Genomic DNA, 23,974 nt, shown 5'->3' on the forward strand with positions numbered 1-23,974 from the left:
ACAACCGCATGTGGTTCACTTAGCCGATGCCTCGACGTACCGCTGCCGCCCTCGCCACCAGTGGCGAGGTGCTCCGCCTCATCCGCACCGGTGAGGCCGTGACGCGGGCCGACCTCGGCCGGGTGACCGGCCTTTCGCGCCCCGCGGTGCAGTTGCGCGTCGGCGAGCTGCTCGAACGCGGCCTGGTCGTGGAGCGCACCGACGCCCCGTCCACCGGCGGGCGGCCGCCGGTCCGGCTGGAGTTCAACGCGTCGGGCGGCGTGGTGCTGGTGGCGGCGCTCGGCGCCTCCCGGACCCGGGTGTCGGTCTGCGACCTCGCCGGGGCCGAGCTGGCCGGGCGCGAGTTCGCGATGGACGTGGAGCAGGGGCCCGACATCGTGCTGCCGCTGCTCATGGACACCTGGGACGAGCTGCTCGGCGACCGGCCGCGCTCGATGATCCAGGGCGTCGGGATGGGCGTGCCCGCCACGGTCGAGTTCGCGCAGGGCCGTACGGAGAGTGCCCGCGTCATGGCCTCCTGGACCGGCGTCGTCATCCCGCCGATCATCCGCGAGCGCTTCCCCGTGCCCGTGCTCGTCGACAACGACGTGAACGTGCTGGCCATCGGCGAGCACCGCGGCGCGTACCCCGACCTCGACGACCTGATGTTCGTGAAGATCTCCACCCGCATCGGCGCCGGCGTGATCGCCGGCGGCGGCATCCTGCGCGGCGCGCTGGGCGCGGCGGGCGAGATCGGGCACATCCCCGTGCTGGACGGGGGCGGCGTGCTGTGCCGCTGTGGCAACTACGACTGCGTCGACTCCGTCGCGAGCGGCACCGCGCTGCTGCGCGAGCTGCGGGCGAGCGGCAAGGACGTCAAGACGATCGCCGACGTGACCGCGCTCGTACGGGCGGGCGACGCCGAGACCATGGCCACGGTCCGCGAGGCCGGCCGGCGGATCGGCGAGGTGCTGGCCGGGGCCGTCAACATCCTCAACCCGTCCGTGGTGGTGCTCGGAGGTGACGTGGCGGAGGCGTTCGGGCCGCTGGTGTCGAGCATCCGCGAGGTCGTCTACCGCCGCTCCACCGCCCTGGCCACCCGGCGGCTGCGCATCGAGCCCAGCCGGCTCGGCGCGGGGGCCGGGATCAGCGGGTGTGCGGTGATGGTGCTGGACCACGTGCTGTCACCCGAGGCCGTGGACGAGACCATGACGCTGACGGCGCTGCGGCGGGATCGCCTGCCCGCCACGGAAGCGGGCTGAGCGCGGCCCGGCTCGCGGAGGCGGGAGCGGAAAACCTGTAGAGGATCATCGGGGAGCGTGCCAGCATGGCCGGTGCCGCCTCTGCCCAGCGGGTGATCGGCGTCACCTTTTCACGGCGTGAGGTGACATGCCCTGCCTTCCCGGCATTGATCGCTCCAACAGATCGGAGGTGCGGAGCGAAGTGACCTGCCGCCTCATCGCGCTCTGCTTCGACGCGCACGACCCGCTCCGTCTCGCACGCTTCTGGGCCGGCATCCTGGGCTGGGAGACGGCCGACGACCCCCGGGGCGGCTTCACGCTCCTGCCGGGCGATGACACCGGGTTCCGGATCCGGTTCCTCGCCTCGCAGGAGAAGAAGGCCGGCCAGAACCAGATGCACTTCGACCTGACGAGCACGTCCCTCGAGAACCAGCAGCGGACGGTGGCCAGGGCGCTCGAACTCGGCGCCCGCCACATCGACATCGGGCAGGGCCCGGAAGAGGCGCACGTCGTGCTCGCCGATCCCGAGGGCAACGAGTTCTGCGTCATCGAGCCGGACAACAAGTTCCTCGCCGACTGCGGGTTCATCGGAGCGCTCGCGTGCGACGGCTCGCAGGAGACGGGCTACTTCTGGAGCGCGGCGCTCGGCTGGCCCCTGGTCTGGGACCAGAACCAGGAGACCGCCATCCGATCACCGCACGGCGGCCCGAAGATCACCTGGGGCGGTCCGCCGCTGGACCCGAAGACCGGCAAGTACCGCCTGCACTTCGACCTCGCTCCCGCCACCGGCGGTGATCAGCGAGCGGAGGTCGACCGGCTCATCTCCCTCGGGGCGACGCCCGTCGACATCGGCCAGGGCGACGCGGCCGACTGGGTCGTGATGACCGATCCTGACGGCCACGAGTTCTGTGTCATGCCCCCGCAATCGCACTGACCGCGTCGCCGTACGCCCCACCGCCTGGCCGAGCGCGCCTGCGCCGTGTTCCCTTCGGACACCTCGCCCTCGGACCGCTGGCGCGCCACGCGGTGGCGGAGGTGGACGACCTCGATCTCCTCCAGCCGGTCGCCGGAGGGCGGGCGGGCGTTGCCCTGCACGGCCGTCAGCGTGGTGGAGAACACCACCTTGGGGAGCGCCTTCCAGAGTGCGGCCCACTCGAGCCTTGAGTCGTCGAGCGATGGATCCTGGTCGGTTCGTCATGACAAGCGCGGTGGCCTGCGAGGAGCGCAGGCGTGCGGCCACTCGGCGTCAGAGGTCCCAGCGCGGCGTGTCGCTCTCCCGGACCAGCCCGTCCGCGCCGAAGACCAGGTACCGGTCCAGATCGTCGGCGAACCAGCGGTCGTGGGTCACGGCCAGCACCGTGCCCTCGAAGCCGCCCAGCCCGGCCTGCAAGGCTTCCGCGCTGGCCAGGTCCAGGTTGTCCGTCGGCTCGTCGAGCAGCAGCAGCGTCGCGCCCGACAGCTCCAGCAGCAGGATCTGCAGCCGCGCCTGCTGCCCGCCCGACAGCGTCTCGAACGGCTGGCCGCCCGCCGGCGCCAGCTCGTAGCGGGCCAGCGCCGCCATCGCCTCGTTGCGGGTCATCGCGTGCTCGTGCATGACCACCTCGGCCGCGGGACGACCGCGCAGGTCCGGGCGTAGATGGGTCTGGGCGAAGTGGCCGGGGGAGACCCGGGCGCCCAGGCGGGCGACGCCGGTGTGCGCGATCGGCTCGCCGGCCAGCAGGCGCAGGAAGTGGGACTTGCCGGTGCCGTTCATGCCGAGCACACCGACGCGTTCGCCGTACCAGATCTCGGTGGAGAACGGCCGCAGCAGCCCGCTCAGCTCCAGCTCCTCGCAGACGACCGCCCGCTTGCCGGTGCGGCCGCCGCGCAGCCGCATGCGGACGTTCTGCTCCTTCGGCGTGCGCTGGGGTGGCCCCGCCCGCTCGAACCGGTCCAGTCGTGTCACCGCCGACTGGTACGCCCCCGCCAGCGCGTCGTTGCCGGCCGAGCGCTGCCGCAGGACGTGCACGAGCCGCCGCAGCCGGGCCCGCTCCTCCTCCCAGCGCTGCCGCAGCTCCTCCAGCCGCTCCTTGCGCCGTCTGCGCGCCTCGGCGTAACCGGCGAACCCGCCGCCGTGCACCCACACGCCCCGCCCCTCGACCGTGATGATGCGGTCGGCGGCCTCGGCCAGCAGCCGCCGGTCGTGCGAGACGAGCAGCACCGTCTTGCCCGAGCTCCTGATCGCCCGCTCCAGCCACTGCTTGCCCCGTACGTCCAGGTAGTTGTCGGGCTCGTCGAGCAGCAGCACCTCGTCGGGCCCGCGCAGCAGCGCCTCCAGCATGAGCCGCTTCTGCTCCCCGCCGGACAGCGTGGTCAGGCTCCGGCCCTTGATCTCCTCGTACGGGAGCCCGAGCGCCTCGGTGGCGCACACGTCCCACACCAGCTCCAGCTCGTAACCGCCGGCGTCGGCGTAGTCGGCGATGGCCTGGGCGTAGCCGAGCTGCCGCTCCTCGTCGTCGCGCGCCGCGATCGCCGCCTCCGCCCGCTCCAGCGCCGTCCATGCCTGCCTGATCTGACGCGGCGCCACACTCAGCAGCAGATCCCGTACGGTGCCCTCGCCGAGGAACTGCCGCATGACGCCGACCCCGCCCGTGGCGGCGACCCGACCCTCGGCCGGTGTCACCTCGCCCGCGATGAGCCGCAGCAACGTGCTCTTGCCCGCCCCGTTCGGCCCGACGAGCGCCGCCTTGGCGCCGTCGCCGACCTTGAACGACACCTCCAGCAGCAAGGGCCGTCCATCGGGCAGCAGGTACGTCACCCCGCTCACGTCGACATGCCCCACCCTGACCCCTCCTCCTCGACCGGCGTTCCGCCGTGCCGGACCGGTATTCGATCGCTTCCGGATCGTCGTTCTATTAACTAGACCATTGATCCGGTCCTCGTACAACGTATTATCCCGGGGTGGACAACGTGTGGTCGCGCAGTCAGAAGGCCCCCAGGCAGACGCTGACGCTGGAGCGGATCGTGGCGGAGGCGGTGGCGCTGCTGGACGAGGAGGGCGTGGGGCGGCTGACCATGCGCCGCCTCGCCGAGCGCCTCGACACCGGCTCGACCACCCTCTACTGGCACGTCAAGACCAAGGACGACGTGCTGGACCTGGCCATGGACGAGGTGTTCGGCGAGGTCAGGCTGGACGACCTGGTCGAACTGGTCGAGCGGGTCGGACTGGCCGTCCGGGGCGATCCGGCCGGCGGGCTTCCAGGGCGGGATGCAGGGGGCGCCGCAGCGGGAGGTGGCGATCCAGCGCGAAGTGGCGATCCAGCGGGTGGTGGCGGTCCAGCGGGTGGTGGCGATCCAGCGGGTGGTGGCGGTCCAGCGGGTGGTGGCGGTCCGCGAACGGGCGGTGATTGGCGGGCGCCGGTGCGGGGGTTGATGCGGCGCTGGCGGGCGGCGTTGCTGCGGCATCCGTGGTCGGCGACGCTCCTCGACCGCCCGCTGATGGGCCCCAACGCGCTGCGGCGCACCGAGTTCCTGTACGAGACGCTGACCGCCGCAGGGTTCGCCGCGCCGAAGCCGGCCGCCTACAGCCTGTCGAACTACGTGATGGGCTCCGTGATCATGCAGGTGACCTGGGACCGCGGCGGCGACACCGACACCAGTGCCTTCCTGCGCGAGCGTGCCGACCGCTACCCGGCGCTGGCCGAGCACGGGCTGGAGCACGACTGGGACGCCACGTTCGACGAGGGGCTCGGCTACCTCCTGGAGGGCATGGCCCGCTCCCGCGCCTGAGGCGGCCCGTTCCCCCCCAGGTCGCGTGAATCTTTCATGATCCACAATGAAGATCTCACGAGATGGTAGAAATGGGGCGAAAGTAGGGCCTTGAGGCTAGGAGCAAGCAATGATCCGCGTTCTGCTCGCCGAGGACATGCACCTGGTCCGCGGCGCGCTGGTCGCGCTGCTCGGCCTCGAACCCGACATCAAGGTCGTCGCGGAGGCGGCGACCGGTGACGAGATCGTCCCCAAGGCGCTGGAGCACGACCCCGACGTGGCGGTGCTCGACGTCGAGCTGCCCGGCGTCGACGGGCTCACCGCCGCGGCCGAGCTGCGCAGGCGGGTGCCGGGCTGCCGGGTGCTGATCGTGACGAGTTACGGCCGCCCGGGCAACGTCCGCAGGGCGTTCGCCGCGCAGGCGGCCGGGTTCATGGTGAAGGACGCCCCGCCCGGCCAGCTCGCCGACGCGATCAGGAGGGTCGCGGCGGGCGAACGGGTGGTCGATCCGCAGCTCGCCGTGGCGGCGCTGGAGGCGGTCGAGAGCCCGCTCAAGCCGCGCGAGCTGGAGGTGCTCCGGCGGTTCGCCGACGGCGAGGACGTGGAGCAGATCGCGCAGGCGCTGTTCCTGTCGGCGGGCACCATCCGCAACTACCTCACCCAGATCGTCACCACGCTGCACGCGCGCAACCGGCTGCACGCCGTACGGATCGCCCAGGACGCCGGGTGGCTCTGAGCCCGGACGGCCCGGCCCGGCCGAGGGTGCCGAACCCGGACGGCTCGGCCCGCCTGAGGCTGCTGAACCCGGCAGCCTCGGTCCGGCCGGGTGCGCTCAACCTATCCGGCTCGACACGCCTGGCGGCGCTGAACCCCGTTCGCCTGGTCGTGGTGTTCATCGGCGTGACGGGTCTGCTGCGGGTGAGCTTCTACTTCGTCGTGCAGGAGTTCGACCTGCTGACCGTGGTCTGCGTCGCGCTGGTCGCCGCGCTCCAGGTGCCGATCTCGCTGCCGGGCCGGCGGCGGCTGTCCGCCGCGCTCTTCCCCGTCCAGGCGGTGGTGAACTACCTGCCGCTGCTCGCCGAGCCCGGGAGCTGGGAGGTGGGCGGCTCGGGGTTCGTCGCGGCCTCGGCCCTGCTCGTGGTGAGCGGCCCTCCCGCGTGGGTGATCCTCGGCCTGATCGCGGCCGTCGAGGGCGCCGTCGCGCTGGCCCATGACCGCCTCGCCTACATGGTCTACTACGCGATCATCGCCCCGATCAACGTCGGTCTGATGCTGTACGGCATCAGCAGCCTCGCCGTCCTGCTGCACCAGGTGGGACGGGAACGGTCCGAGCTGGCCGCCAGGGCGGGGGCGGTCGAGCGGCTGCGGCTGTGGGGGCGGATACACGGCCTGGTCGTACGGAACGTCGCCGCCGTCGAGCGGCTGACCCGGCAGGCGCGGGAGGCCGGGAGCCGGGGTGACGCGGCGGCGGTGCGAACGGCGGTGGAGACCGCGGTGACCCTGGCGCGGGAGGCGCTGGAGCGGGTACGGTCCCTGCCGCCGGCCGACGAGGCGATCCCCGTCCCGCCCCGCGACGACGACAACCGCATCCTGCGCCTGGCCACGCCGATCCTCGTCACCACCCACGTGCTGTTCATCGGGCAGGCGCTGTTCTACTACGCCGGCGGCGCGGAGCGCGGTCCGGTTTTCACGCACGCCGCCTACCTCGTGCTCTTTCCCCTGACGTTCGCCCTGCAGTTCTGGCACCTGGCCGCGCTGCGGTCCAGCCCCCGGCCCGGAACGCTGGCCTGGACCCTGACCGCGCACGCGCTCGCCATCTACGCGCCGCTGGCCCACGGTGAGGGCTCCGGGTTGCTGGCCTCGGGGTTCTTCGCGGGGGTTCTCCTGCTCTACCTGCCGTGGCGGGTGGCGTGGCCGCTCTGTGTGGCGATGAGCGGCGTCGCCGCGGTCGAGGAGGCGCTCACCCTGGGCCCGATCGCCGGCGTCTACCCGTTCCTCAGCGTCCTGAACACCGCCATGGCGGTTTACGGCCTCACCCGGCTGGTGGATCTCGTCGGCGAGCTCAGCCGCACCCGGGCCGAGCTCGTCGAGGTGGCGGCCCTGCGCGAGCGGCTCGCGGTGGGCAGGGACGTCCACGACCTGCTCGGCCGCGGCCTCACCACGATCGTCCTGCACGCGGAGCTGGCGCTGCGGCTGCTCGGCGCCGGTCCGGACCGGGCGGACGCGCAGCTCGACCGCCTGGCCGCGGCGGTGCGCGCCGCGCTCTCGGACAGCGTGAGGCTGAGCGCTCCCGGCCTGCCCCTGTCGCTGGCCGCGGAGCTCGACTCCGCCAGGGCCGTGCTGGAGTCGGCGGGTGTGAGGGCACGCATCGACGCCACGCCCGTGACCGGGACGGCGGTGCCGGGAGGGACGGGCGCACCGGCGGTCGAGGCGGACGCCCGTGCGGCCGGGACCGCCGAAAGGCTGAGCGGGCCTGCCGGGTCCGTGCTCGCGGTGGTGTTGCGCGAGGCGGTCACCAACGTGCTCAAGCACGGCACCCCGGACGAGTGCGCGATCGAGATCGCCGTCCAGGACGGCCAGGTACGGCTCCGCGTGACCAACGACGGGGCGGCACGCGACCAGGAGCCGGCGCACGGCTCGGGCCTGCGCAACCTGCGCGCCCGCGTGACCGCCATCGGCGGCGTGCTCACCACCACCCGGACCGGCGACCGCTTCGAGCTGGTCGCCCGCGCCCCAGTCGATCATGAGGATCTCACGCTCACGAGGTGAGCCCGGCGACTGTGCCGGGCAGCCGCCGGTGCCGCACAGTGGGTCCGCCACACCCACACGAAAGATCATCCGGGGACCATGAACCGTCGACAGTTCCTCGCCATCGCCGCTCTCTCCGGCCTGGCCTCCGCCTGCGGCTCCGGCGAGCGGCCCGCAACGGCCGATCCGGCCGCCTTCCGTACGGAGCTGCGGGTGCCACCGCTGCTGGAGCCCGAGGTGGACCGGGACGGGACGCGGCACTTCGCCCTGACGATGCAGCGGGGCCGCAGCGAGCTCCTGCCGGGCAAGCCGGTCGAGACCTGGGGGTTCAACGGCCCGCACCTCGGCCCCACGATCCGGGCGGCCCGCGGCGACCAGGTGCGGATGACGGTCACCAACCGTCTGGCCGAGGCGAGCACCGTGCACTGGCACGGCATGCGGCTGCCCGCGAAGATGGACGGCGGCCCGCACCAGATGATCGAGCCGGGCGGCACGTGGAGCCCGCACTGGACGATCGACCAGCCCGCCGCCACGTCCTGGTACCACCCGCACCCGCACGGCGGGACCGCCAGGCACGTCTACCGCGGCCTGGCCGGCATGTTCATCGTCGACGACGGGGACACGCCGGAGCTCCCCTCGAAGTACGGGGTCGACGACGTGCCCCTGATCCTTCAGGACAAGGAGCTCGCCGAGGACGGCTCGCCGACCGGCGACGTGCTGAGCGGCACCTTCGGCCTCCTGGGCGATCACATGCTGGTCAACGGCGTCCACGCGCCGTTCATGAACGTGCGCGCCGAGCGGGTGCGCTTCCGGATCCTCAACGGGTCGAACGCCCGCAGGTACCACCTCGTGTTCGGCGAAGGCCGGAAGTTCCACGTCGTCGGCAACGACGCCGGCCTGCTGCCGGCCCCGGTCGAGGTGGAGCAGGTCTCGCTCTCGCCGGGCGAGCGCGCCGAGGTCGTCGTGGCGTTCGCGCCCGGCGAGCAGGTGTTCCTGCGCACGGTCACGGGCGGCGACGACATCGACGAGGGCGACTTCGACCTGCTGAAACTGGTCGCGGCGCGGCAGCTCGCCCCCTCACCGCGCCTGCCGGCCCGCTTGGCCGCCGCTCCCGGCCCGATCGTGGCGCCCGCGAACGCCAGGGTCCGCCGGTTCCGGCTCAACGGCCACGACGCCATCAACGGCAAGGAGATGGACATGTCCCGGATCGACGAGGTGGTCCCGGCCGGCGCCACCGAGATCTGGGAGATCGAGAACACCGTCTACGCCCACAACTTCCACATCCACGAGGTGGCGTTCCAGGTGCTCGACGTGGACGGGGACAAGCCGGCGGCGTACGCGAGCGGCCACAAGGACACCGTCTACGTGCCGCCGAAGAGCACCGTCCGGCTCGCGGTCCGGTTCGGCGGCTTCACGGACCCGGCCACGCCGTACATGTACCACTGCCACATCCTCCGGCACGAGGACTCCGGCATGATGGGCCAGTTCGTGATCGTCGAGCCCGGCACCGAGAGCCAGGTGTCCCGGACGATCGCCACCCCGCACCTGTCGCACTGACCAGCCGGCCCCCGGCCTGGCCGCGCGGTTCCCGGCTCACCCCTTCGGGCCCCGGGTCTTGCCGTTCCCCTGGGGATTCCTGGTGTGGCCGGGAGGCGTGCGGCCGGACGTGGAGACCGTCGGGGTGGCGGGCGCGGTGGTCGGCGGGCGCGTCGCGGTGGGCGTCGCGGGCCGGCTCGGGGCCGGGGTGCGGGAGCGGGTGACGCTGCTCGCCGGCGACGGGGCGGCCGTCCTGGTCCTGGTGCGGGCGGGCGCGGGCGCGGAGCTGCGCACCGCCGGCGCGGTGGTGACGAGGGGGCGGGCGCTCATCGGCCCGGGTGACTGCACGCCGGTGGAGCCGGGCCCGGGTTCGGGCACGGCGTCGGCATCGGAGCCGGGTTCGGAACGGGAACCGGCGGCGCCGGGGCCGCCGGCGTCGTCCCGGGTGCCGTTGAACGCGCCGCCGATGAAGACCGCGGTGCAGGCGAGCAGCAACGTGCCGCACAGCACGCCGACGATCGTCAGCATCCGCCTGCGCCGCCCGCTCTGGTCGGCGGTTTCCGCCGTGCCGGTTCTCCTTCGTGCCTCACTCACGGTCAGAGATCGTAGGGACTGCGGCCCCCGCATCCGGCCGAAGACGGAATTTGCCGGACGAAATGTGATCAACCGCCGCTGTCGGCTCCTTCTGACAACGGCGTGTCAGCAGGTACACAGCAGCCCGCGCAGCGCCGTCTCCAGGCACAGGCCGGAACGGGCGGGCGTGGGCCAGGGGAAGCGCACCAGCGACTCGTCCACCCGCACCGTGGCCCCGAACCGGTCCAGCTCCCACAGCCACACCTCCGCGGCGGGCTCCCCGAGCTGCTGGGTGACGCCGGCCGCGAGCTGGGTCCGGTGGGAGGAGTTGACGTGGGCGAGCACCCGCTCCGCCGTCTCGGTGAGCGGATCGGGTGCCGCCCCCAGGTAGTCGTCGGCGTCCAGCACGCCCGACTCCTGCCCGGTCAGGTAGACCACCTGTCCCACGTCCAGCCGCAGCAACCGGGGCGCGTCCGGCTGCCCGAAGCGCTCCAGCGCGTCGAACAGGGTCTCGTCCGCGGTGTGCGCAGCCACCGCCACGGCCGCCGGGCGCGCCTCGGCCTCCGGTACGGCCTCCGCCCAGCCCTGCACCTCGATCAGCCCGCGCGGGTGGGTGACGGTGCCCAGTTGCCGCATCGCCGTCAGGTTCACCGCCACGACCGCGTCCCCGCGCAGCCCGTGCAGGCTCTCGCCGGGCCGGACGAGCAGGACGGGGCGCCCGCGCTCGTCCACCCCGCCGCGCGCGGGGGAGGGGGCGCCGTCAACGGAGAGCTTGGCGACGTTGGCCGTCGCGGCGAGGGTGCGGACCCGTTCGGGGATCGGCAGCATGGCGGCCTCCTTGAGAGCATCAATAGTGGTAGGTTAGCCTTACCTAAGTAAGGATTACCTAATCACATCGAGGTGAACGTGCGCTACACCGGCCCGAAGGTGCGACTGTCGCGTCGCGCGGGCGTCCCGCTGACCAGGAAAGCCGTCCGCTACTTCGAACAGCGCCCCTACCCGCCGGGCGAGCACGGCCGCAAGACGAACCGTCGCAACACCGGCGACTACGGCCTGCGCCTGATGGAGAAGCAGAAGCTGCGCTGGTACTACGACGTGTCGGAGCGGCAGCTGCGCCGCTACTGGGACCTCGCCGTGCGCAAGTCGGGCGCCTCCGGCGCCGAGCTGGTCACCATCCTCGAGAGCCGCCTGGCCTCGCTCGTGCTGCGGGCCGGCCTGGCGCCGTCGATCTACGCGGCCCGGCAGTACATCAGCCACGGGCACATCGCCGTGGACGGCCGCAAGGTGGACATCCCGAGCTACCTGGTCAGGCCGGGGCAGGTCATCTCGGTGCGGGAGCGCTCGCGCCGGATGCAGCCGTTCGTGGCCGCCGCGGAGGGCGTGTACGCCGACGAGCGCACGGCCGCGTACCTGTCGGTCGAGCTGCAGGAGCTGCGGTTCACGCTGGTCGACCGGCCGCAGCGCGAGCAGATCGCGGTCCCGGTGGACGAGCAGCTCGTCGTGGAGTTCTACTCCCGCTGACCGGGCCGGGTCCGCTCCCGCCGGCCTGGGAGCGGCCGGCCGGAACCGGCCGGCGAGGCGCCGGCCCCGGCCGGGGCGGGCCCGGGGGCAGCGATCACGCGGACCGTGACCGCTTCCCCCGGGCCTTCTTCATGCCCGCCGGCGCCTGGGGTGCCGTCTCGCGCAGGGCGCGCAGCTCGGCGACCTCCTTGCGCAGCTCGGACAGCTCGTCCAGGATCTGCTGGGTGTGGGCCCTGGTGTCCTCCATGATGTGCGCGGAGGTGTCCTCCAGCGCCGCCCGCTCCTCGGCGTTCTCCTCGTCCATCGCGCTCACCACGACCGCCAGGAAGAGGTTGAGCACGACGAACGTGCACACGAGGATGAAGATGGTGAAGAAGATCCACGCCGTCGGGTGCCGGCTCATCACCTCCCTGGCGATGTTGCCCCAGTCGTCGCCCGTCATCGTCTGGTAGAGCGTGAACAGCGAGGTCGGCAGGCTGCCGAAGCGGTCGGGCGCGGTCTGCCCGTACAGCTTCGTGGCCATGACGGCGGCCACGTACAGCACCAGCGACAGCAGCACCACGATCGAGCTCATCCCCGGCATCGCGCGCAGCAGCGCCGACACCACGCGGCGCAGGCTGGGCACCACCGACAGCAGCCGCAGCACGCGCAGGATGCGCAGGGCGCGCAGCACCGACAGCCCGCCGTTCGTGGAGGCGAAGGCGATGGCGACGATGAGGGTGTCGAAGAGGTTCCACGGGTCGCGGACGAAGGAAGCCCGCTCGACGTAGAGCTTGGCGACCAGCTCGGCGGTGAAGATGTAGAGCGCCACGTGGTCGACCACGGCAAGGATCGTGCCGTACTCCTCGACGACGGCGGGGAAGGTCTCCAGGCCGAGGGTGGCCGCGTTGATCAGGATGACGCCGATGATGAACCGCTGGAAGAGGCGGTGGGCGAGCAGGGCGTGGGTGCGTTCACGCACGGGGGCAGGGCTCCTCGGGGGTGGATCATGGGCCCTACCATGATGACGCATGATGATCAAGGGGGAGACTGTGGTATAAAGCGCACCTGTCGTTTTCGAAGGTGAGGCCGCGACCATGTCCTATCCCGATTACGGTCCCGGCAACTACGGGCCGCCGCCGCAGAGCCATCCCAACGGCACGGTCATCCTCGTCCTGGGCATCGTGAGCCTGGTGGCCTGCATGTTCACCGGCCCCTTCGCCTGGTCGATGGGGAACAAGGCGCTGCGCGAGATCGACGAGAGCGGCTACTACTACGAGAACCGCGGCATGGTCCAGGCGGGGCGCATCTGCGGCATCATCGGCACCGTGCTGCTGATCATCACCTTCTGCTTCGTGGCCCTCGGCGTGACCCTGGGCATCATCGGCGCCATGACGGAGAACTCCTAGGGGGCCAGGCCCGGCCCCCGGGAGAGAGTGTCAGACCCCGTTCTTGGACCGCTTCTGGAGCGCGGCGATGATCCCCGCCGGGTCCACGGTGCCGTAGCCGTAGTCGTAGTCGAATCCGACCTCGCTGCGGTCCTCCGCCGTCCTGCGCAGCAGGGCGCGGAGCTGGGCCGGCGACAGCCTGCTCGCGGGCCAGCGGGTGCGCACCGCCGCCACGAGCCCCGCCGCGACCGGCGCCGCCGCCGAGGTGCCCGAGTCGGGCCGGCCGGCGCCGAACGCCTTGGAGCCCAGGAAGTGCGTGTACGCGCAGACGTCCGGCTTGCGCGCGGTCAGCCGTCCCGGCCCCTGCGAGGAGTAGCCCACCCGCTCGCCGTTGACGTCGATGCCGCCCACCGTCAGGACCTTGGGATGGGAGTTGGCGCCCACGATGGGCCTCCCGGAGTAGGCGCAGCGGCCGTCCGGGCAGTCGCGCCCGCAGTTGCCGGCCGCGAACAGCACGTCGGCGCCGGCCTTGTCGAGCGCGGCGACCATCAGGTTGAACGGGTGCGCCGCGTTGTCGGAGTAGTTGCCCGGATGCCCCACGGGAAAGTCCCACTCGGGCGAGAACGACCCCCACGAGTTGTTCACCACCAGCGTCCGCGACCCGGCGGGCTGGGCGTCGAGCACGGTGCGCAGGTGCGCGAAGGCGGCCACCGCGTCCGACAGCAGCCCGTCCAGCGCCGAGCCACCGGGCCGGGTGGACAGCAGCACCGGCAGGTCGATCAGCGTGGCCTGCGGGGCGGCGATGAGGGCGTCGAACGCGCACATCGTGCCGTGGTCGATCTCGAACTCACCCGGCCTGCCGGCCACCCCCGAAGGGCTCCAGCACCGCTCGGCGTCCACCGTGACACCCCTGCCGAGCTGCCTGGCCGCGTGCGCCGCGTTGATCCCGGTGTCCAGCACGGCCACCGTCACGCCGTCGCCGTCGAGCCCTTCGGCGTGCAGCCCCGGAACGTTCAGCAGCCGCTCGACGTCGTGCCAGTCGCCGGACGGCGGGTCGCCCCCGCACACCGGGGTGGACTCGATGACGGGATCGGCGAAGACGCCCACCACGTCCGGCCTGAGCGCGGGCAGCAGCGCGAGCCTGGCGGTCAGCTCGTCGTCCGAGATCGTGCCCCGCACCAGCACCGAGGCGTCCTCCGCGGCGAGTGAGTAGTCCAGCGGCTGGCTGAGCGAGAGCGGATCGCCGCCCGCCGCGGGCACCGGGCGCGGCACGGCCACGGGCGTGAACGCGGGGTCGAGCTCGACGCCCGGCAGGCCGTCGGCGACGTCGGCCGTGGTGGCGGTCTGGCCGGGGTCGACGACCGCCGCGACCAGATCAGGGGAGGGACGGAGCTGGATCAGGATCCGCATGTGTCACCACCGAGACGTTTGTGGAGGGAAACGAACCTCCCAACATTCCTTCATTCGCACGGGCCGCGTCCAGCGGATCTGAGGTGTTTTGACCTGCGGAAACTCCCTAAGTGGGGCGAAGCGGACGACATTTGTTCTGGGTCGTCAGACTTCCTTGTTTTCGGTCTGTTCACTACGGTGAGGCGTTATGACGCTCCAGGCGCAAAAGCCGGTCGACGACGGCGAAAAAGCCCACTGGTTGGCGGTGCGGCCGAGGCTGGTCCTCGCCAGTGCCTTCATGCTCTTCCTCGAGCTGGCGCTGATCCGGTGGACCGGGTCCAACATCGTCCATCTCAGCTATTTCACCAATTTCGTGCTGCTCGGCTCCTTCCTCGGCATCGGGCTCGGTTTCCTGCGCGTGGGGCGCTCGCGACGGCAGCCGTACTACTCGCCCATCGTCCTGGCCGTCCTGACCATCGTCGTGCTGACCTTCCCCGTCACCGTCGACCGCGACACCGAGGGCGTCCTGTACTGGACGAGCCTGTCCACCAGCGGGCCGCCCGCGTGGGCGATCCTGCCGGTGATCTTCTGTGCCGCCGCGGTCGTGCTCATGGGGCCCGCCGAGCTGGTCGGGCGCTGCTTCCCCGAGCTGCCGCGCCTGGAGGCCTACCGGTACGACCTGATCGGCAGCCTGACCGGCATCGCCGCGTTCACGGCGCTGTCGTTCCTCAGCGCGCCGCCGGTGTTCTGGGGGCTCATCGCGGCCATCTGCTACGGCGCGCTGCTCGTGCCCAGGCCGCGCGTGCTCTACGTCGGGCTCGTGACCGTGCCGTCCCTGGTCGTGGTGGGGCTGCTGCTGGCCGAGACGCTCACGGCCGGGGCGATCTGGTCGCCGTACTACAAGGTCACCACCAAGCAGCTCGTGCAGGTCGGCGTGCCCGTCACCGACATCGCGGTCAACGGCATCCCGCACCAGCAGGCCGTGCCCGCCTACGCCCGCCTGCAGTGGGAGGCCCAGTACGGCCTGCCGTACGAGCGCGCGAGCAAGCAGCCCCAGGACGTGCTCATCGTCGGCGCCGGCAGCGGCACCGACGTGGCGATCGCGCTGTCCAAGGGCGCCACCCGCGTCGACGCCGTCGAGATCGACCCCAAGCTGCGCGAGCTCGGCGGCTCGGTCCACCCCGACAGGCCCTACGCCGACCCGCGCGTCACCACCCACGTCACCGACGGCCGCGCCTTCCTGGAGCGCACCGGCCAGAAGTACGACCTGATCCTGTTCGCCCTGCCCGACTCGCTCACCCTCGTCTCCGGCGCCAGCTCGCTGCGCCTGGAGAGCTACCTGTTCACCGAGGAGGCCATGCGGGCGGCCCGCGCCCACCTCAAGCCGGGCGGCACGTTCTCGATGTACAACTACTACCGCGAGAGCTGGCTGGTCGACCGCCTGGCCCTCACCATGCAGCGCGCCTTCGGCCACAAGCCCTGCGTGGACGTGGTCAGCACCGCCGGGCAGCAGGCCGTCATCACCGCCGGCCTGGCCGCCGCCGACCAGCGCTGCGCCGCCGAATGGCCCGGCGCCGCCCCCGGCACCCCCGAGCCCGCCGGCGACGACCGGCCCTTCCTCTACCTGAAGGAGGGCACGATCCCGCCGATCTACGTCATCACGCTCGGCCTGATCCTCATCGTGAGCCTGCTGGCCGTGCGCGTCGTGGCGGGCCCGTACCGGCGGATGCGCCCGTACGCGGACCTGTTCCTGCTGGGCGTGGGCTTCATGCTGCTGGAGACCAAGAGCGTGACCGGGTTCGCGCTGCTGTTCGGCACCACGTGGGTGGTCAACGCGATCGTCTTCGCCGGCGTGCTCGTCGCGGTGCTCGCCGCCGTCGAGGTGACCCGCCGTTTCCGCACCCCGCCGCTGCCGGTCATGTACGGCGTGCTTTTCGCGGGCCTGCTGCTGGCCTGGCTCGTGCCGAACGAATGGTTGCTGTCGCTCCCGGTCCCGCTGCGCGCGGTGGCCGCCGTGACGGTGGCATTCCTGCCGATCTTCGCCGCGAACGTGGTGTTCGCCAAACGTTTCGCCGAGACGGCCGACGCGACCACTTCCTTCGGCGCGAACCTGCTGGGCGCCATGGTGGGCGGCTGCCTGGAGTACGTCGCCCTGGTGATCGGCTACCAGGGCCTGCTCATCGTGGCGGCCCTGCTGTACGTCGGTGCCCTGGCCCTGCTGCCCAGGAGGAACTCCGCGCTGGTGTGACCACTCCGGAAATGCCGATGGGCATTTCCGAAATAGTCTCGTTATTACCTTGACCGATGGTCAGGTGAACGGTTTCCGGCACGGGTTGATTTGTCGGAGACCGCGAGGTGAGCTAGAGATACCAGCCATGCCTTGATCGCGATGATCGTTCATCCGTGAAAAGCGAAAATTCATCTTCTCGAAACGGAGGCAAGAGATCGGGGGTGACGTCCGGTAAACCCACGAGCAAAGGTGTAATCATGGCGACACAAGGGGCAGCAAGGATAGACGTCGAGCTCGCCCTGCGGCAGGAGTCCGACCCGGTGCCCGCCGGTCGTGCCGAGCAGATCGCCGCGGTGCTCCCGAAGGGAGTCCTGTTCGCGGCCTCGGCGCCGCCGCCCGCAGAGCAGGTGCGGGTGCCGCAGATGGAGTGGACCCTCACCTCCGCCTGGCCCTACCAGGGCCGCACCGCCACCGGCAGCGCCGCCGTCCACTACGCGGCCGGTCACGAGCGCCTCGTCCGGCCGATGATCCTGGCCGACGGCTTCGGCTACGGGCCCAGCGACGTGCGGGGCCTGTGGCACCATCTCAACACGCCCTACCCGCCCCACCAGCAACGCCTCCTGGACCAGCTCCTCGCCCAGGGTATCGACGTCGTCCTGCTCGGCTTCGGCGCCCGGCACACGCACATCCAGGCCAACGCCGGCGTGGCCGCCACCTGCATCCGCCGCGCCATCAGCGAGCGGGCCGGCAACGCGCCGCTGATCGTCGGCGGCCTCGGCATGGGCGGGCTCGTCACCCGCTACGCGCTGGCCGAGATGGAGAACCGCGGCGAGGACCACCAGACCGCGACCTACCTGTCCTACGACTCGCCGCACAACGGCGCCTGGATCCCGCTGATACTCCAGCAGTTCGCGTACTTCGCCCAGAGCCTCTCCCCGACGGAACCCGGCCAGGCGGCCCTGATCGCCAGCCCCGCCGCCCAGCAGCTCCTGTGGGCGTGGGTCGAGAGCGGCCGCTACTCGGGGCCTGTGGCGACCTCCAGCCCGCTGCGTACCGAGTTCCTGGCGGACCTGCGCCGCGTCGGCTGGTTCCCGGTCCGGCCGCGCAAGCTCGGCGTGGCCAACGGGGCCGCCGACGGCACCGGCAGGAACGTGCCACCCGACCACCTCGTGTTCGAGTGGAGCGCGCTGGGCGGCCTCGTCGGCGCCACCGTGCGCACCCAGCCGGAGCGCGGCGTCAACCGGCACGTCGGCGGCATGCGCGCGGTGCCGATGTGGGCCAGCAAGAGCTACACCAGCGACGTCGGCGCGTTCGACGGCGTGCCGGGCGGCACGCTGCCCCTGTACGGCGTGCTCGCCGACAAGCTGGGCGCGCCGATCGCGAACCGGTACAGATCCACCTGCTTCGTGCCCACGGTGAGCGCCGTCGCCCTCCAGTACGACCCGCTGGAGTGGCCGGTCGACCTCTACACCGACATCACGTCCCTGTCGCCCGAGCAGAGCCAGCTCGACGACTACCAGTGCGACTCGCACAACTCCGAGCACGGCGAGGTGACAGGCGTGCTCGCCGACTGGATCCTGGGACAACTCGGCAAGTAGGAGCGGCGCGGCGGGCCCGCCGCCCGCCGCCCGTCCTCCCTGGAGCCTTCACGCATGCTGAACGAGATGTTGCCCGGTTACGACGGGCTGGTGGCCGACCCGTACCCGGCCTACGCCGACCTGCGGGCCTGCGGCGCCCCCCGCCTGGTGACCATGCGCAGCGGCCTGTACGGCTGGCTCGTGACCCGCTACGACGACGCCCGCGCCGCGCTCGCCGACCCGCGGCTGAGCAAGGACCCGCGCCACGCGCCCGCCGACTGGCAGGAGGCGGGGCGCGGGCGGCCGCTGGAGGACCGGTCGGGGCTGGGCACGCACCTGCTCACCACCGACCCGCCCGAGCACACCCGGCTGCGCCGCGTGGTGTCGGGGTTCTTCACGCCGCGCAGGCTGGCGCGGCTGCGGCCGGGGATCGAGTCCGCCGCCCACGCGCTCGCCGCCGGGCTGTCGTCCGGGGCCGACCTGGTGGGCGACTTCGCCTCGCCGCTGCAGTCCGGGGTGATCTGCGACGTGCTCGGGGTGCCCGCGGCCGACCGTACGGACTTCCAGCGCTGGACGGCGGCCGTGGTGTCGTCGGAGCCGGGGGAGCCGGACGCCAGGCCCGCCGCGCTGCGGGCGCTGGGCGCGTACGTGGGCGGGCTGGTCGAGGCCAAGCGGCGGGCGCCGGGGGACGACGTGATCAGCGCCATGATCGCGGCGGCCGAGGACGGGGACCGGCTGGGCGGGGACGAGCTGCTTTCGATGATCTTCCTGCTGCTCGTGGCCGGGTACGAGACGACGGTGGGGCTCGTGGGGCTGGGCACGTACACGCTGCTGCGGCACCCCGGCGCGCTGGAGCTGCTGCGCGACCGGCCCGAGCTGATCGAGTCGGCCGTGGAGGAGCTGCTGCGCCACGACAGCCCGGTGGAGCTGGCCACGTGGCGGTTCACCCTGGAGCCGGTGGAGATCGGCGGGGTCGTGCTGCCGGCCGGGCAGCCTCTCCTGGTGGCGCTGGCCGCGGCCAACCGCGATCCCCTCCGCTTCTCCGACCCCGACCTGCCCGACCTCACCCGGCAGGACAACGCCCACCTGAGCTTCGGTCACGGGCCGCACTACTGCCTGGGGGCGCTGCTGGCGCGCCTCGTCGGGCGCGCGGCCCTGGCGGAGGTCGTCCGGTTGCCGGGGCTCGCACTGGCCGTGCCGGTCGAGCGGTTGCGGTGGCGCGCCAGCCTCACGGTGCGGGGGCCGCGCGAGCTGCCCGTGACGTTCGGCTAGCCGCCCGACGTTCGGCCGGCCGCCCGGCTGTCCGGCCGCCCGCCCGTCCGGCCGGACGGCGGTTCAGCCGGACGGGCGGACGGCGGAGGGGCGGATGGGCGGAATCAGAGGCCGCAGAGCTCGTCCAGGGACTGGGCCCCCGCCTTCTGGGTGTTGCGGGTGGGCGTCTGCGTGGGCGTGGCCGTGCGGGGCTTGGCGGGGGTGGAGCCGGTGACGCTGGGGGAGGCGCTCACGTTGGCCGTCTGGGCGCGGCGGGCGGGCCGGAGCGAGTCGTTGATCGCCTTCCTCGTCGCCACGCGGATCTTCGCCCAGTCGGGGCGGCCCGAGTAGAACTCCGGCGGCACGAACTGCAGGCTGGTGATCTTGGCGTCCTTGACCTTGACCGCCAGCTCCACCAGCGGCTGCAGCAGGCTCTCGGGGATGTTGGTCTGCGCCAGCCGCTTGGCCGCGCCGGCGATCTTCTCGAACCTGCTGAGAATCACGGTAGGGGTCGCCTGCTGGGCGAAGGCGCCGATGACGCAGCGCTGGCGGGACATGCGGGAGAAGTCGTCGCTGCCGACGCGGGAGCGGCCGTACCACAGGGCCTGCTCGCCGGTCAGCTTCCGGTAACCCGCCTTGATGGTGCCGGCGGTGCCGTAGAGGCCGCCCCACTTGACGTCCTGCTCCACCTTGATCTTGAGACCGCCGATGGCGTCCACGAGGTCGGCGAAGCCGTACATGTTCATCAGCATGTAGTAGTCGATCTTCAAGCCGAGCGTGTGGCCGATGGCGTCCATCAGGGCTCGCGGGCCCCTGTTCTTGCCGCCCATGAGCTGCGGGTTGTCGTTGGCGTACTGCCAGACCTCGTTGAGCAGGCCGCCGTTGGGCAGCTCGGCCATGAACCCGTTCGGGAACTGCTTGTGCAGCGGTGAGGAGGCGGGGAAGCGCACGTGCTGCATGTTGCGCGGCAGGCTGAACAGCACGGTGGCGCCGGTCTTGAGGTCCACGCTGGCCACGTTCATGCTGTCGGTGCGCACGCCGGTCCTGTTGCCGGCCGCGTCGCCGCCGATCAGCAGGAAGTTGACGCGGTCCTTGCCGTTCCACGGGTCTTCGGGGTTGGTGGTCGCCTGTGGATTGTCGGGGTCGGGGGCGGAGGGGAAGATCGACTTGATCGCGTCGCGGGCGGTCACGACGTAGTTGGCGGTGAGGGCGAACGGCGACATGACCGCCACGCACAGCACGCCCACCACGATGCCGGTGATGATCTGGCCCTGCTGGTTGAGCCTGTTCGGGCCGAGCGCCACGTACGAGGTCGTCAGTACCGCGAACCACGCCAGCGCGAGCACCGAGGCGATGACGACCACCAGCATCATGTTGCTGCTGTTGGCCAGCCAGGACGCGTTCGCCAGGTCCCCCGCCACGCTCAGGCCCATGGCCAGCACGATGAGCAGCAGCACCGCGTACACGCTGATCAGCGCCAGCCCGGTACGGCGGTGCCCGGCCCGCAGGTGAGCGGCGCCGGGCACGATGGCGGACAGGGCCGTCCAGCCGAGCACGGAGGCGGGGGTCAGCGGTCTGGCGAAGCGCGGCGCGCCCGAGCCGGAACGGGATGTGCCCGTGCGGGAGGTGGCGGACGGCTTGCCCGGCTTGCCCGGCTTGCCGGGGCGGGAGGCGGTGGGGGACTTGCCGGACTTACCGGACGTGGAGGGCGTGGAGGGCTTGCCGGGCTTGTCGGCCGTGCCGGGGCCGGACGGGCGGCGGGCGGACCCGGCGACGAGCTTTCCGGGGGCGGATCCGGAGGGCGCCTTCGGGGCGGGGGCGCCCGCCGCGTTAGGAGCCGGCTTGCCGGTCGCCCCGGTCGCCGCAGCGCCGTTCGCGTCCGAGGCGGGCTTGCCGTTCGTGCCCGAATTCGGGCGCGATCGTCGCGTGGGGCGCCGTTTCCTGCCTTCCGGCGTGGTGTCTACCCCATCGCGATTGCTCACACCTGGCTCCTTACACGCCTACCAGGCAAAACCCTCGTTTTGCCCCCCGATCGGCACAAGATTGCCAGGATTCTAGTCCCCATACCTGGACATCAGAGACATGTGCCCAAGCTGAGATGAACGCCACGGGTCCATCAGGAGACCGTCGAGGACGGCGCCAGCCACGTGTTGCACTGGTACGCCTGGTTCCTCTCCCACCCCTGCCGGAACCACCTGCCGCTGTTCACCGGCTTGCCGTGGTCGCGCGGGTAACCCGGATGGTCGCCCACCTGGCTGAAGAACCAGAACAGCCGGCTGCGGTTGGCCGTGTTCACCGGGTACGTCGCCGCGACCGACCGCATCCACATGGCGCCGAAGCAGTTGGCCTGCAACTCCAGCCGCCGGCTGAGCGCCAGCTTGCCGCTCTGGCTGGTGGAGTCGAGCGTCGCGGACCACCAGGAGTTCATCAGGCCCGTGAGGTTCTGGACGTGGTGGCCGTACTCGTGGGCCATCATGCCGATGATGCCGCCGTGCCAGGTGATGATCTGGCCGTAGCCGGCGGCGTTGCCGCGGCCCCTGGCCATGGCCGAGGTGGACGCGTAGATGGTGTTGTTCTGCGGGCAGTAGTACGGCACCGTGCTGCCCGGCGACGGGTAGTCGCCGCAGGCGCCCCGGCCGCTCCCGGCCGCGATGGCGTACCTGGGCGGGCTGAACCTGAAGCCCTGCTTCTCCAGCACCGGCTTCCAGGCCCGGTCCATGCACCTGCCGGTCTTGATGATCAGCGACTTGAGCTGGCTGTGGCTGAAGATGCTGGCGTTGCCGGCCGGGCAGCTCAGCCTGGGCAGGACGCCCGCCCGGTAGACGCTGTTGTTCTTCAGGCTCGTGTTGACCGTCACCTGGGCGGGCGGCGTGACGGTGGTCGACGGCTCGTCGTCCTGGCTCCGGGCCGGCGTGGGCTGCTCGCTGCGCGACGGGGCGGGGTCCGGGTCGTCGTCCTCGGTGGCCCTGAAGGACGGCTCGGCGGACGGCTCGTACGTCGGGATCGCCACCGGCGTCGAGGTGTCCGAGCTGGACGAGGCGGACAGCATCACCGCCCCGATGACGATCAGCACGAACAGCGCCGCCAGCGAGCCGAAGACGGCGCCGAGCACCCCGAGGACCCCCATCCCCGACTTCCTGCGCTGCGGCGGCCGGTGCCACTGCTGCGGAGGCATGGGCGGCGGCGGTGGTGGCGGCGGAGGGGGTGGCTGCTGCCGGTACGGTTGCTGCTGTCCGTACGGCGGCTGTCCATAGGGCGGCTGTCCGTACGGCGGCTGCCCGTACGGCTGTTGCGGGTAAGGCTGCCCCTGCGGGAGCGTCGGCTGCTGCTGGTAAGGGTTTCCCTGCGGCGGTGGCGGAGGAGGCGGCGTAGGAGGCGGCGTAGGAGGCGGGGGCGGCGGCTGGGGCGGCTGCGGGTACGCGCCCCCCTGCGGCTGCGGCTGGCGGTATCCGGGCGGCGGCCACGGCAACGAGGGGGGCCGCTGGGGCTGCCCTGGCCCTTGTGGCGGGGGTGGATATTGCCCGTTCCCTGTCACCGTGTCTCCCCGTTTGCCCCGTCGTCCGGAATGCAGGCATTTGCCGTGCGACTTGTCGGACCCTTGCCAAATTTGGGGCAAAAGCATACTGATTTATCACCCGTCACGGATGTAGCAGTGCTCGGTCACAGTCCGAAATCATTCGAGGTGATCTCCGCTATCTCCCGGTCCGGGCGGCGGGCGTTGTCCTAGCTTCTGATGCATGAATCTCCAGCAGCTCCGCTATGTGGTCGCGACTGCGGAGCACCGCACCATGACCGACGCGGCCAGGTCGCTCTACATCGCGCAGCCTGCGCTGTCCCGCGCGATCCGCGATCTCGAGCGCGAGCTCGGCATGACGTTGTTCGCCCGTTCCGGGCGCGGGGTGGTCGTCACCGCGCAGGGACGCCGGGTGGTCAAGCTGGCGAGGGAGGCACTCGACGCGGTTCGCGAGATCGAGGGCCTGGCCAACCAGACCATCCCCACCGACGCGGAGCTCCGCATCGCGTCCACCCCCAGCCTCGAACCCGGCCTCGCGGGGCGGCTGCTGCCCGCCTACACGGCCGAGCATCCAGGCGTACGCGTGCACATCGTGCGCTGCGACGGCAGAGACGGCGTCGTCAGCGCCATCAGGGACCAGCGGGCCGACCTCGGCCTCACGGACCTGCCCGTGCCCACGGACCTCATCACCCACCCCCTCGAACGCCAGGAGATCGTCCTGATCTCCCCGCCCGGGCTCGACCTGCCCAACCCGGTGCCGATGGGCAAGCTGCACGGCATGCGCCTGGCGCTGCCCGCCCGCGGCAGCATGCGGCGCAGGGAGCTCGACGCGATGTTCGGCAAGTACGCGGTCACCCCGGTGGTCGTGCTCGAGACCGACGAGCGCAACGGCTGGCTCAACGCCGTCCGCGCGGGGCAGGCGTCGCTGCTGTGGTACCGCGGCATGGCCGAGCAGGCCGGGCGCGCGGGCCTGGTGGTGCGCTCGCTCGAACCCGCGGTGCGTCGCGTCATCGCCGTCGTGCACGCCCGCCGCCGCCTGCCGCTGATCGCCCAGGACTTCCTGGCCACCGCGGAGAAGGGAACCGCCGCCTGACGACTCCTTTGGGAACGATCCATTTCCCGTCTCGCGTGACCTGACGGGGCACGCGACAGCAGCAGCCACGTGGGGCCCGGCATCGGTGCCGCGCCCCTGATGGCCTCCGGGAACCCGAACGGCCACCACGAATCGGACGGCCTCCGGGACCGATGGCCGCGAAGTGACCGGCGGCCGCCGGAGAACCCCACCGTCAGCCCGTGATCGG

Annotated in this window: 19 protein-coding genes; 12 read left to right on the forward strand and 7 right to left on the reverse strand. The window is 71.8% G+C overall.

What is annotated here, in order from left to right:
- The first annotated feature begins 26 nt into the window (after positions 1-26).
- Positions 27-1,241: an ROK family transcriptional regulator gene (locus AB0I79_RS04490; RefSeq protein ID WP_357866743.1), complete on the forward strand. Its 1,215-nt coding sequence runs from the start codon at positions 27-29 to the stop codon at positions 1,239-1,241.
- Between the two features lie 181 nt (positions 1,242-1,422).
- Positions 1,423-2,154: a VOC family protein gene (locus AB0I79_RS04495; RefSeq protein WP_357866746.1), complete on the forward strand. Its 732-nt coding sequence runs from the start codon at positions 1,423-1,425 to the stop codon at positions 2,152-2,154.
- 312 nt (positions 2,155-2,466) lie between these two features.
- On the opposite strand, the gene AB0I79_RS04500 is transcribed toward AB0I79_RS04495, so the two are convergent.
- Entirely contained in the window at positions 2,467-4,041 is a 1,575-nt protein-coding gene (locus AB0I79_RS04500; RefSeq protein WP_357866749.1) for an ATP-binding cassette domain-containing protein, read from the reverse strand.
- A 119-nt stretch (positions 4,042-4,160) separates the two neighbouring features.
- Between AB0I79_RS04500 and AB0I79_RS04505 the strand changes: the two genes are divergently transcribed.
- From AB0I79_RS04505 to AB0I79_RS04520, 4 genes are all read left to right on the forward strand, one after another.
- Positions 4,161-4,988 carry a TetR/AcrR family transcriptional regulator C-terminal domain-containing protein gene (locus AB0I79_RS04505; RefSeq protein WP_357866751.1) on the forward strand — a complete coding sequence of 276 codons (828 nt, stop codon included), beginning with the start codon at positions 4,161-4,163 and terminating at the stop codon, positions 4,986-4,988.
- Positions 4,989-5,097: 109 nt separating this feature from the next.
- A complete protein-coding gene (locus AB0I79_RS04510; protein WP_357866753.1) occupies positions 5,098-5,703 on the forward strand; it encodes a response regulator transcription factor in 606 nt (201 codons plus the stop codon).
- A complete protein-coding gene (locus tag AB0I79_RS04515; RefSeq protein WP_357866756.1) occupies positions 5,694-7,736 on the forward strand; it encodes a histidine kinase in 2,043 nt (680 codons plus the stop codon). Before AB0I79_RS04510 ends, AB0I79_RS04515 begins: the two co-directional genes overlap by 10 nt.
- A gap of 78 nt (positions 7,737-7,814) precedes the next feature.
- On the forward strand, positions 7,815-9,272 hold the full coding sequence (locus tag AB0I79_RS04520; RefSeq protein WP_357866759.1) for a multicopper oxidase domain-containing protein: 1,458 nt from the start codon (positions 7,815-7,817) through the stop codon (positions 9,270-9,272).
- Positions 9,273-9,308: 36 nt separating this feature from the next.
- Here AB0I79_RS04520 and AB0I79_RS04525 read toward each other — a convergent pair whose 3' ends face one another.
- Both AB0I79_RS04525 and AB0I79_RS04530 read right to left on the reverse strand, forming a co-directional pair.
- Complete coding sequence (locus tag AB0I79_RS04525; protein ID WP_357866762.1) at positions 9,309-9,845, reverse strand: hypothetical protein; 537 nt, start codon at positions 9,843-9,845, stop codon at positions 9,309-9,311.
- Between the two features lie 105 nt (positions 9,846-9,950).
- Positions 9,951-10,652 carry a DUF2470 domain-containing protein gene (locus AB0I79_RS04530; RefSeq protein ID WP_357866765.1) on the reverse strand — a complete coding sequence of 234 codons (702 nt, stop codon included), beginning with the start codon at positions 10,650-10,652 and terminating at the stop codon, positions 9,951-9,953.
- Positions 10,653-10,730: 78 nt separating this feature from the next.
- Here AB0I79_RS04530 and rpsD point away from each other — a divergent pair, with 78 nt between their 5' ends.
- Entirely contained in the window at positions 10,731-11,345 is a 615-nt protein-coding gene (gene rpsD, locus AB0I79_RS04535; protein WP_357867078.1) for a 30S ribosomal protein S4, read from the forward strand.
- Between the two features lie 94 nt (positions 11,346-11,439).
- Here rpsD and AB0I79_RS04540 read toward each other — a convergent pair whose 3' ends face one another.
- A complete protein-coding gene (locus tag AB0I79_RS04540) occupies positions 11,440-12,306 on the reverse strand; it encodes an ion transporter (RefSeq protein WP_357866768.1) in 867 nt (288 codons plus the stop codon).
- A gap of 115 nt (positions 12,307-12,421) precedes the next feature.
- On the opposite strand from AB0I79_RS04540, the gene AB0I79_RS04545 reads away from it, so the two are divergent.
- A complete protein-coding gene (locus tag AB0I79_RS04545) occupies positions 12,422-12,733 on the forward strand; it encodes a DUF4190 domain-containing protein (RefSeq protein ID WP_357866771.1) in 312 nt (103 codons plus the stop codon).
- A 30-nt stretch (positions 12,734-12,763) separates the two neighbouring features.
- On the opposite strand, the gene AB0I79_RS04550 is transcribed toward AB0I79_RS04545, so the two are convergent.
- Positions 12,764-14,122, reverse strand: coding sequence for a S8 family serine peptidase (locus tag AB0I79_RS04550; RefSeq protein ID WP_357866774.1), 1,359 nt, complete (start codon positions 14,120-14,122; stop codon positions 12,764-12,766).
- 187 nt (positions 14,123-14,309) lie between these two features.
- Here AB0I79_RS04550 and AB0I79_RS04555 point away from each other — a divergent pair, with 187 nt between their 5' ends.
- The 3 genes from AB0I79_RS04555 (at position 14,310) to AB0I79_RS04565 (ending at position 19,180) form a co-directional block, all read left to right on the forward strand.
- Positions 14,310-16,349, forward strand: a complete 2,040-nt coding sequence (locus AB0I79_RS04555) for a spermidine synthase (RefSeq protein ID WP_357866777.1) — start codon at positions 14,310-14,312, stop codon at positions 16,347-16,349.
- 239 nt (positions 16,350-16,588) lie between these two features.
- Positions 16,589-17,929: a hypothetical protein gene (locus AB0I79_RS04560; protein WP_357866779.1), complete on the forward strand. Its 1,341-nt coding sequence runs from the start codon at positions 16,589-16,591 to the stop codon at positions 17,927-17,929.
- Between the two features lie 54 nt (positions 17,930-17,983).
- A complete protein-coding gene (locus AB0I79_RS04565) occupies positions 17,984-19,180 on the forward strand; it encodes a cytochrome P450 (RefSeq protein WP_357866782.1) in 1,197 nt (398 codons plus the stop codon).
- Positions 19,181-19,284: 104 nt separating this feature from the next.
- Here AB0I79_RS04565 and AB0I79_RS04570 read toward each other — a convergent pair whose 3' ends face one another.
- Together AB0I79_RS04570 and AB0I79_RS04575 are read right to left on the reverse strand one after the other, a co-directional pair.
- A complete protein-coding gene (locus tag AB0I79_RS04570; RefSeq protein WP_357866785.1) occupies positions 19,285-21,141 on the reverse strand; it encodes an LCP family protein in 1,857 nt (618 codons plus the stop codon).
- A gap of 134 nt (positions 21,142-21,275) precedes the next feature.
- A complete protein-coding gene (locus tag AB0I79_RS04575) occupies positions 21,276-22,334 on the reverse strand; it encodes a neutral zinc metallopeptidase (protein WP_357866787.1) in 1,059 nt (352 codons plus the stop codon).
- Between the two features lie 562 nt (positions 22,335-22,896).
- Here AB0I79_RS04575 and AB0I79_RS04580 point away from each other — a divergent pair.
- Positions 22,897-23,766 carry a LysR family transcriptional regulator gene (locus AB0I79_RS04580; RefSeq protein ID WP_357866790.1) on the forward strand — a complete coding sequence of 290 codons (870 nt, stop codon included), beginning with the start codon at positions 22,897-22,899 and terminating at the stop codon, positions 23,764-23,766.
- Positions 23,767-23,974 lie beyond the last annotated feature (208 nt).

The sequence above is a fragment of the Nonomuraea sp. NPDC050202 genome (assembly GCF_040656115.1).
GTDB lineage: Bacteria > Actinomycetota > Actinomycetes > Streptosporangiales > Streptosporangiaceae > Nonomuraea.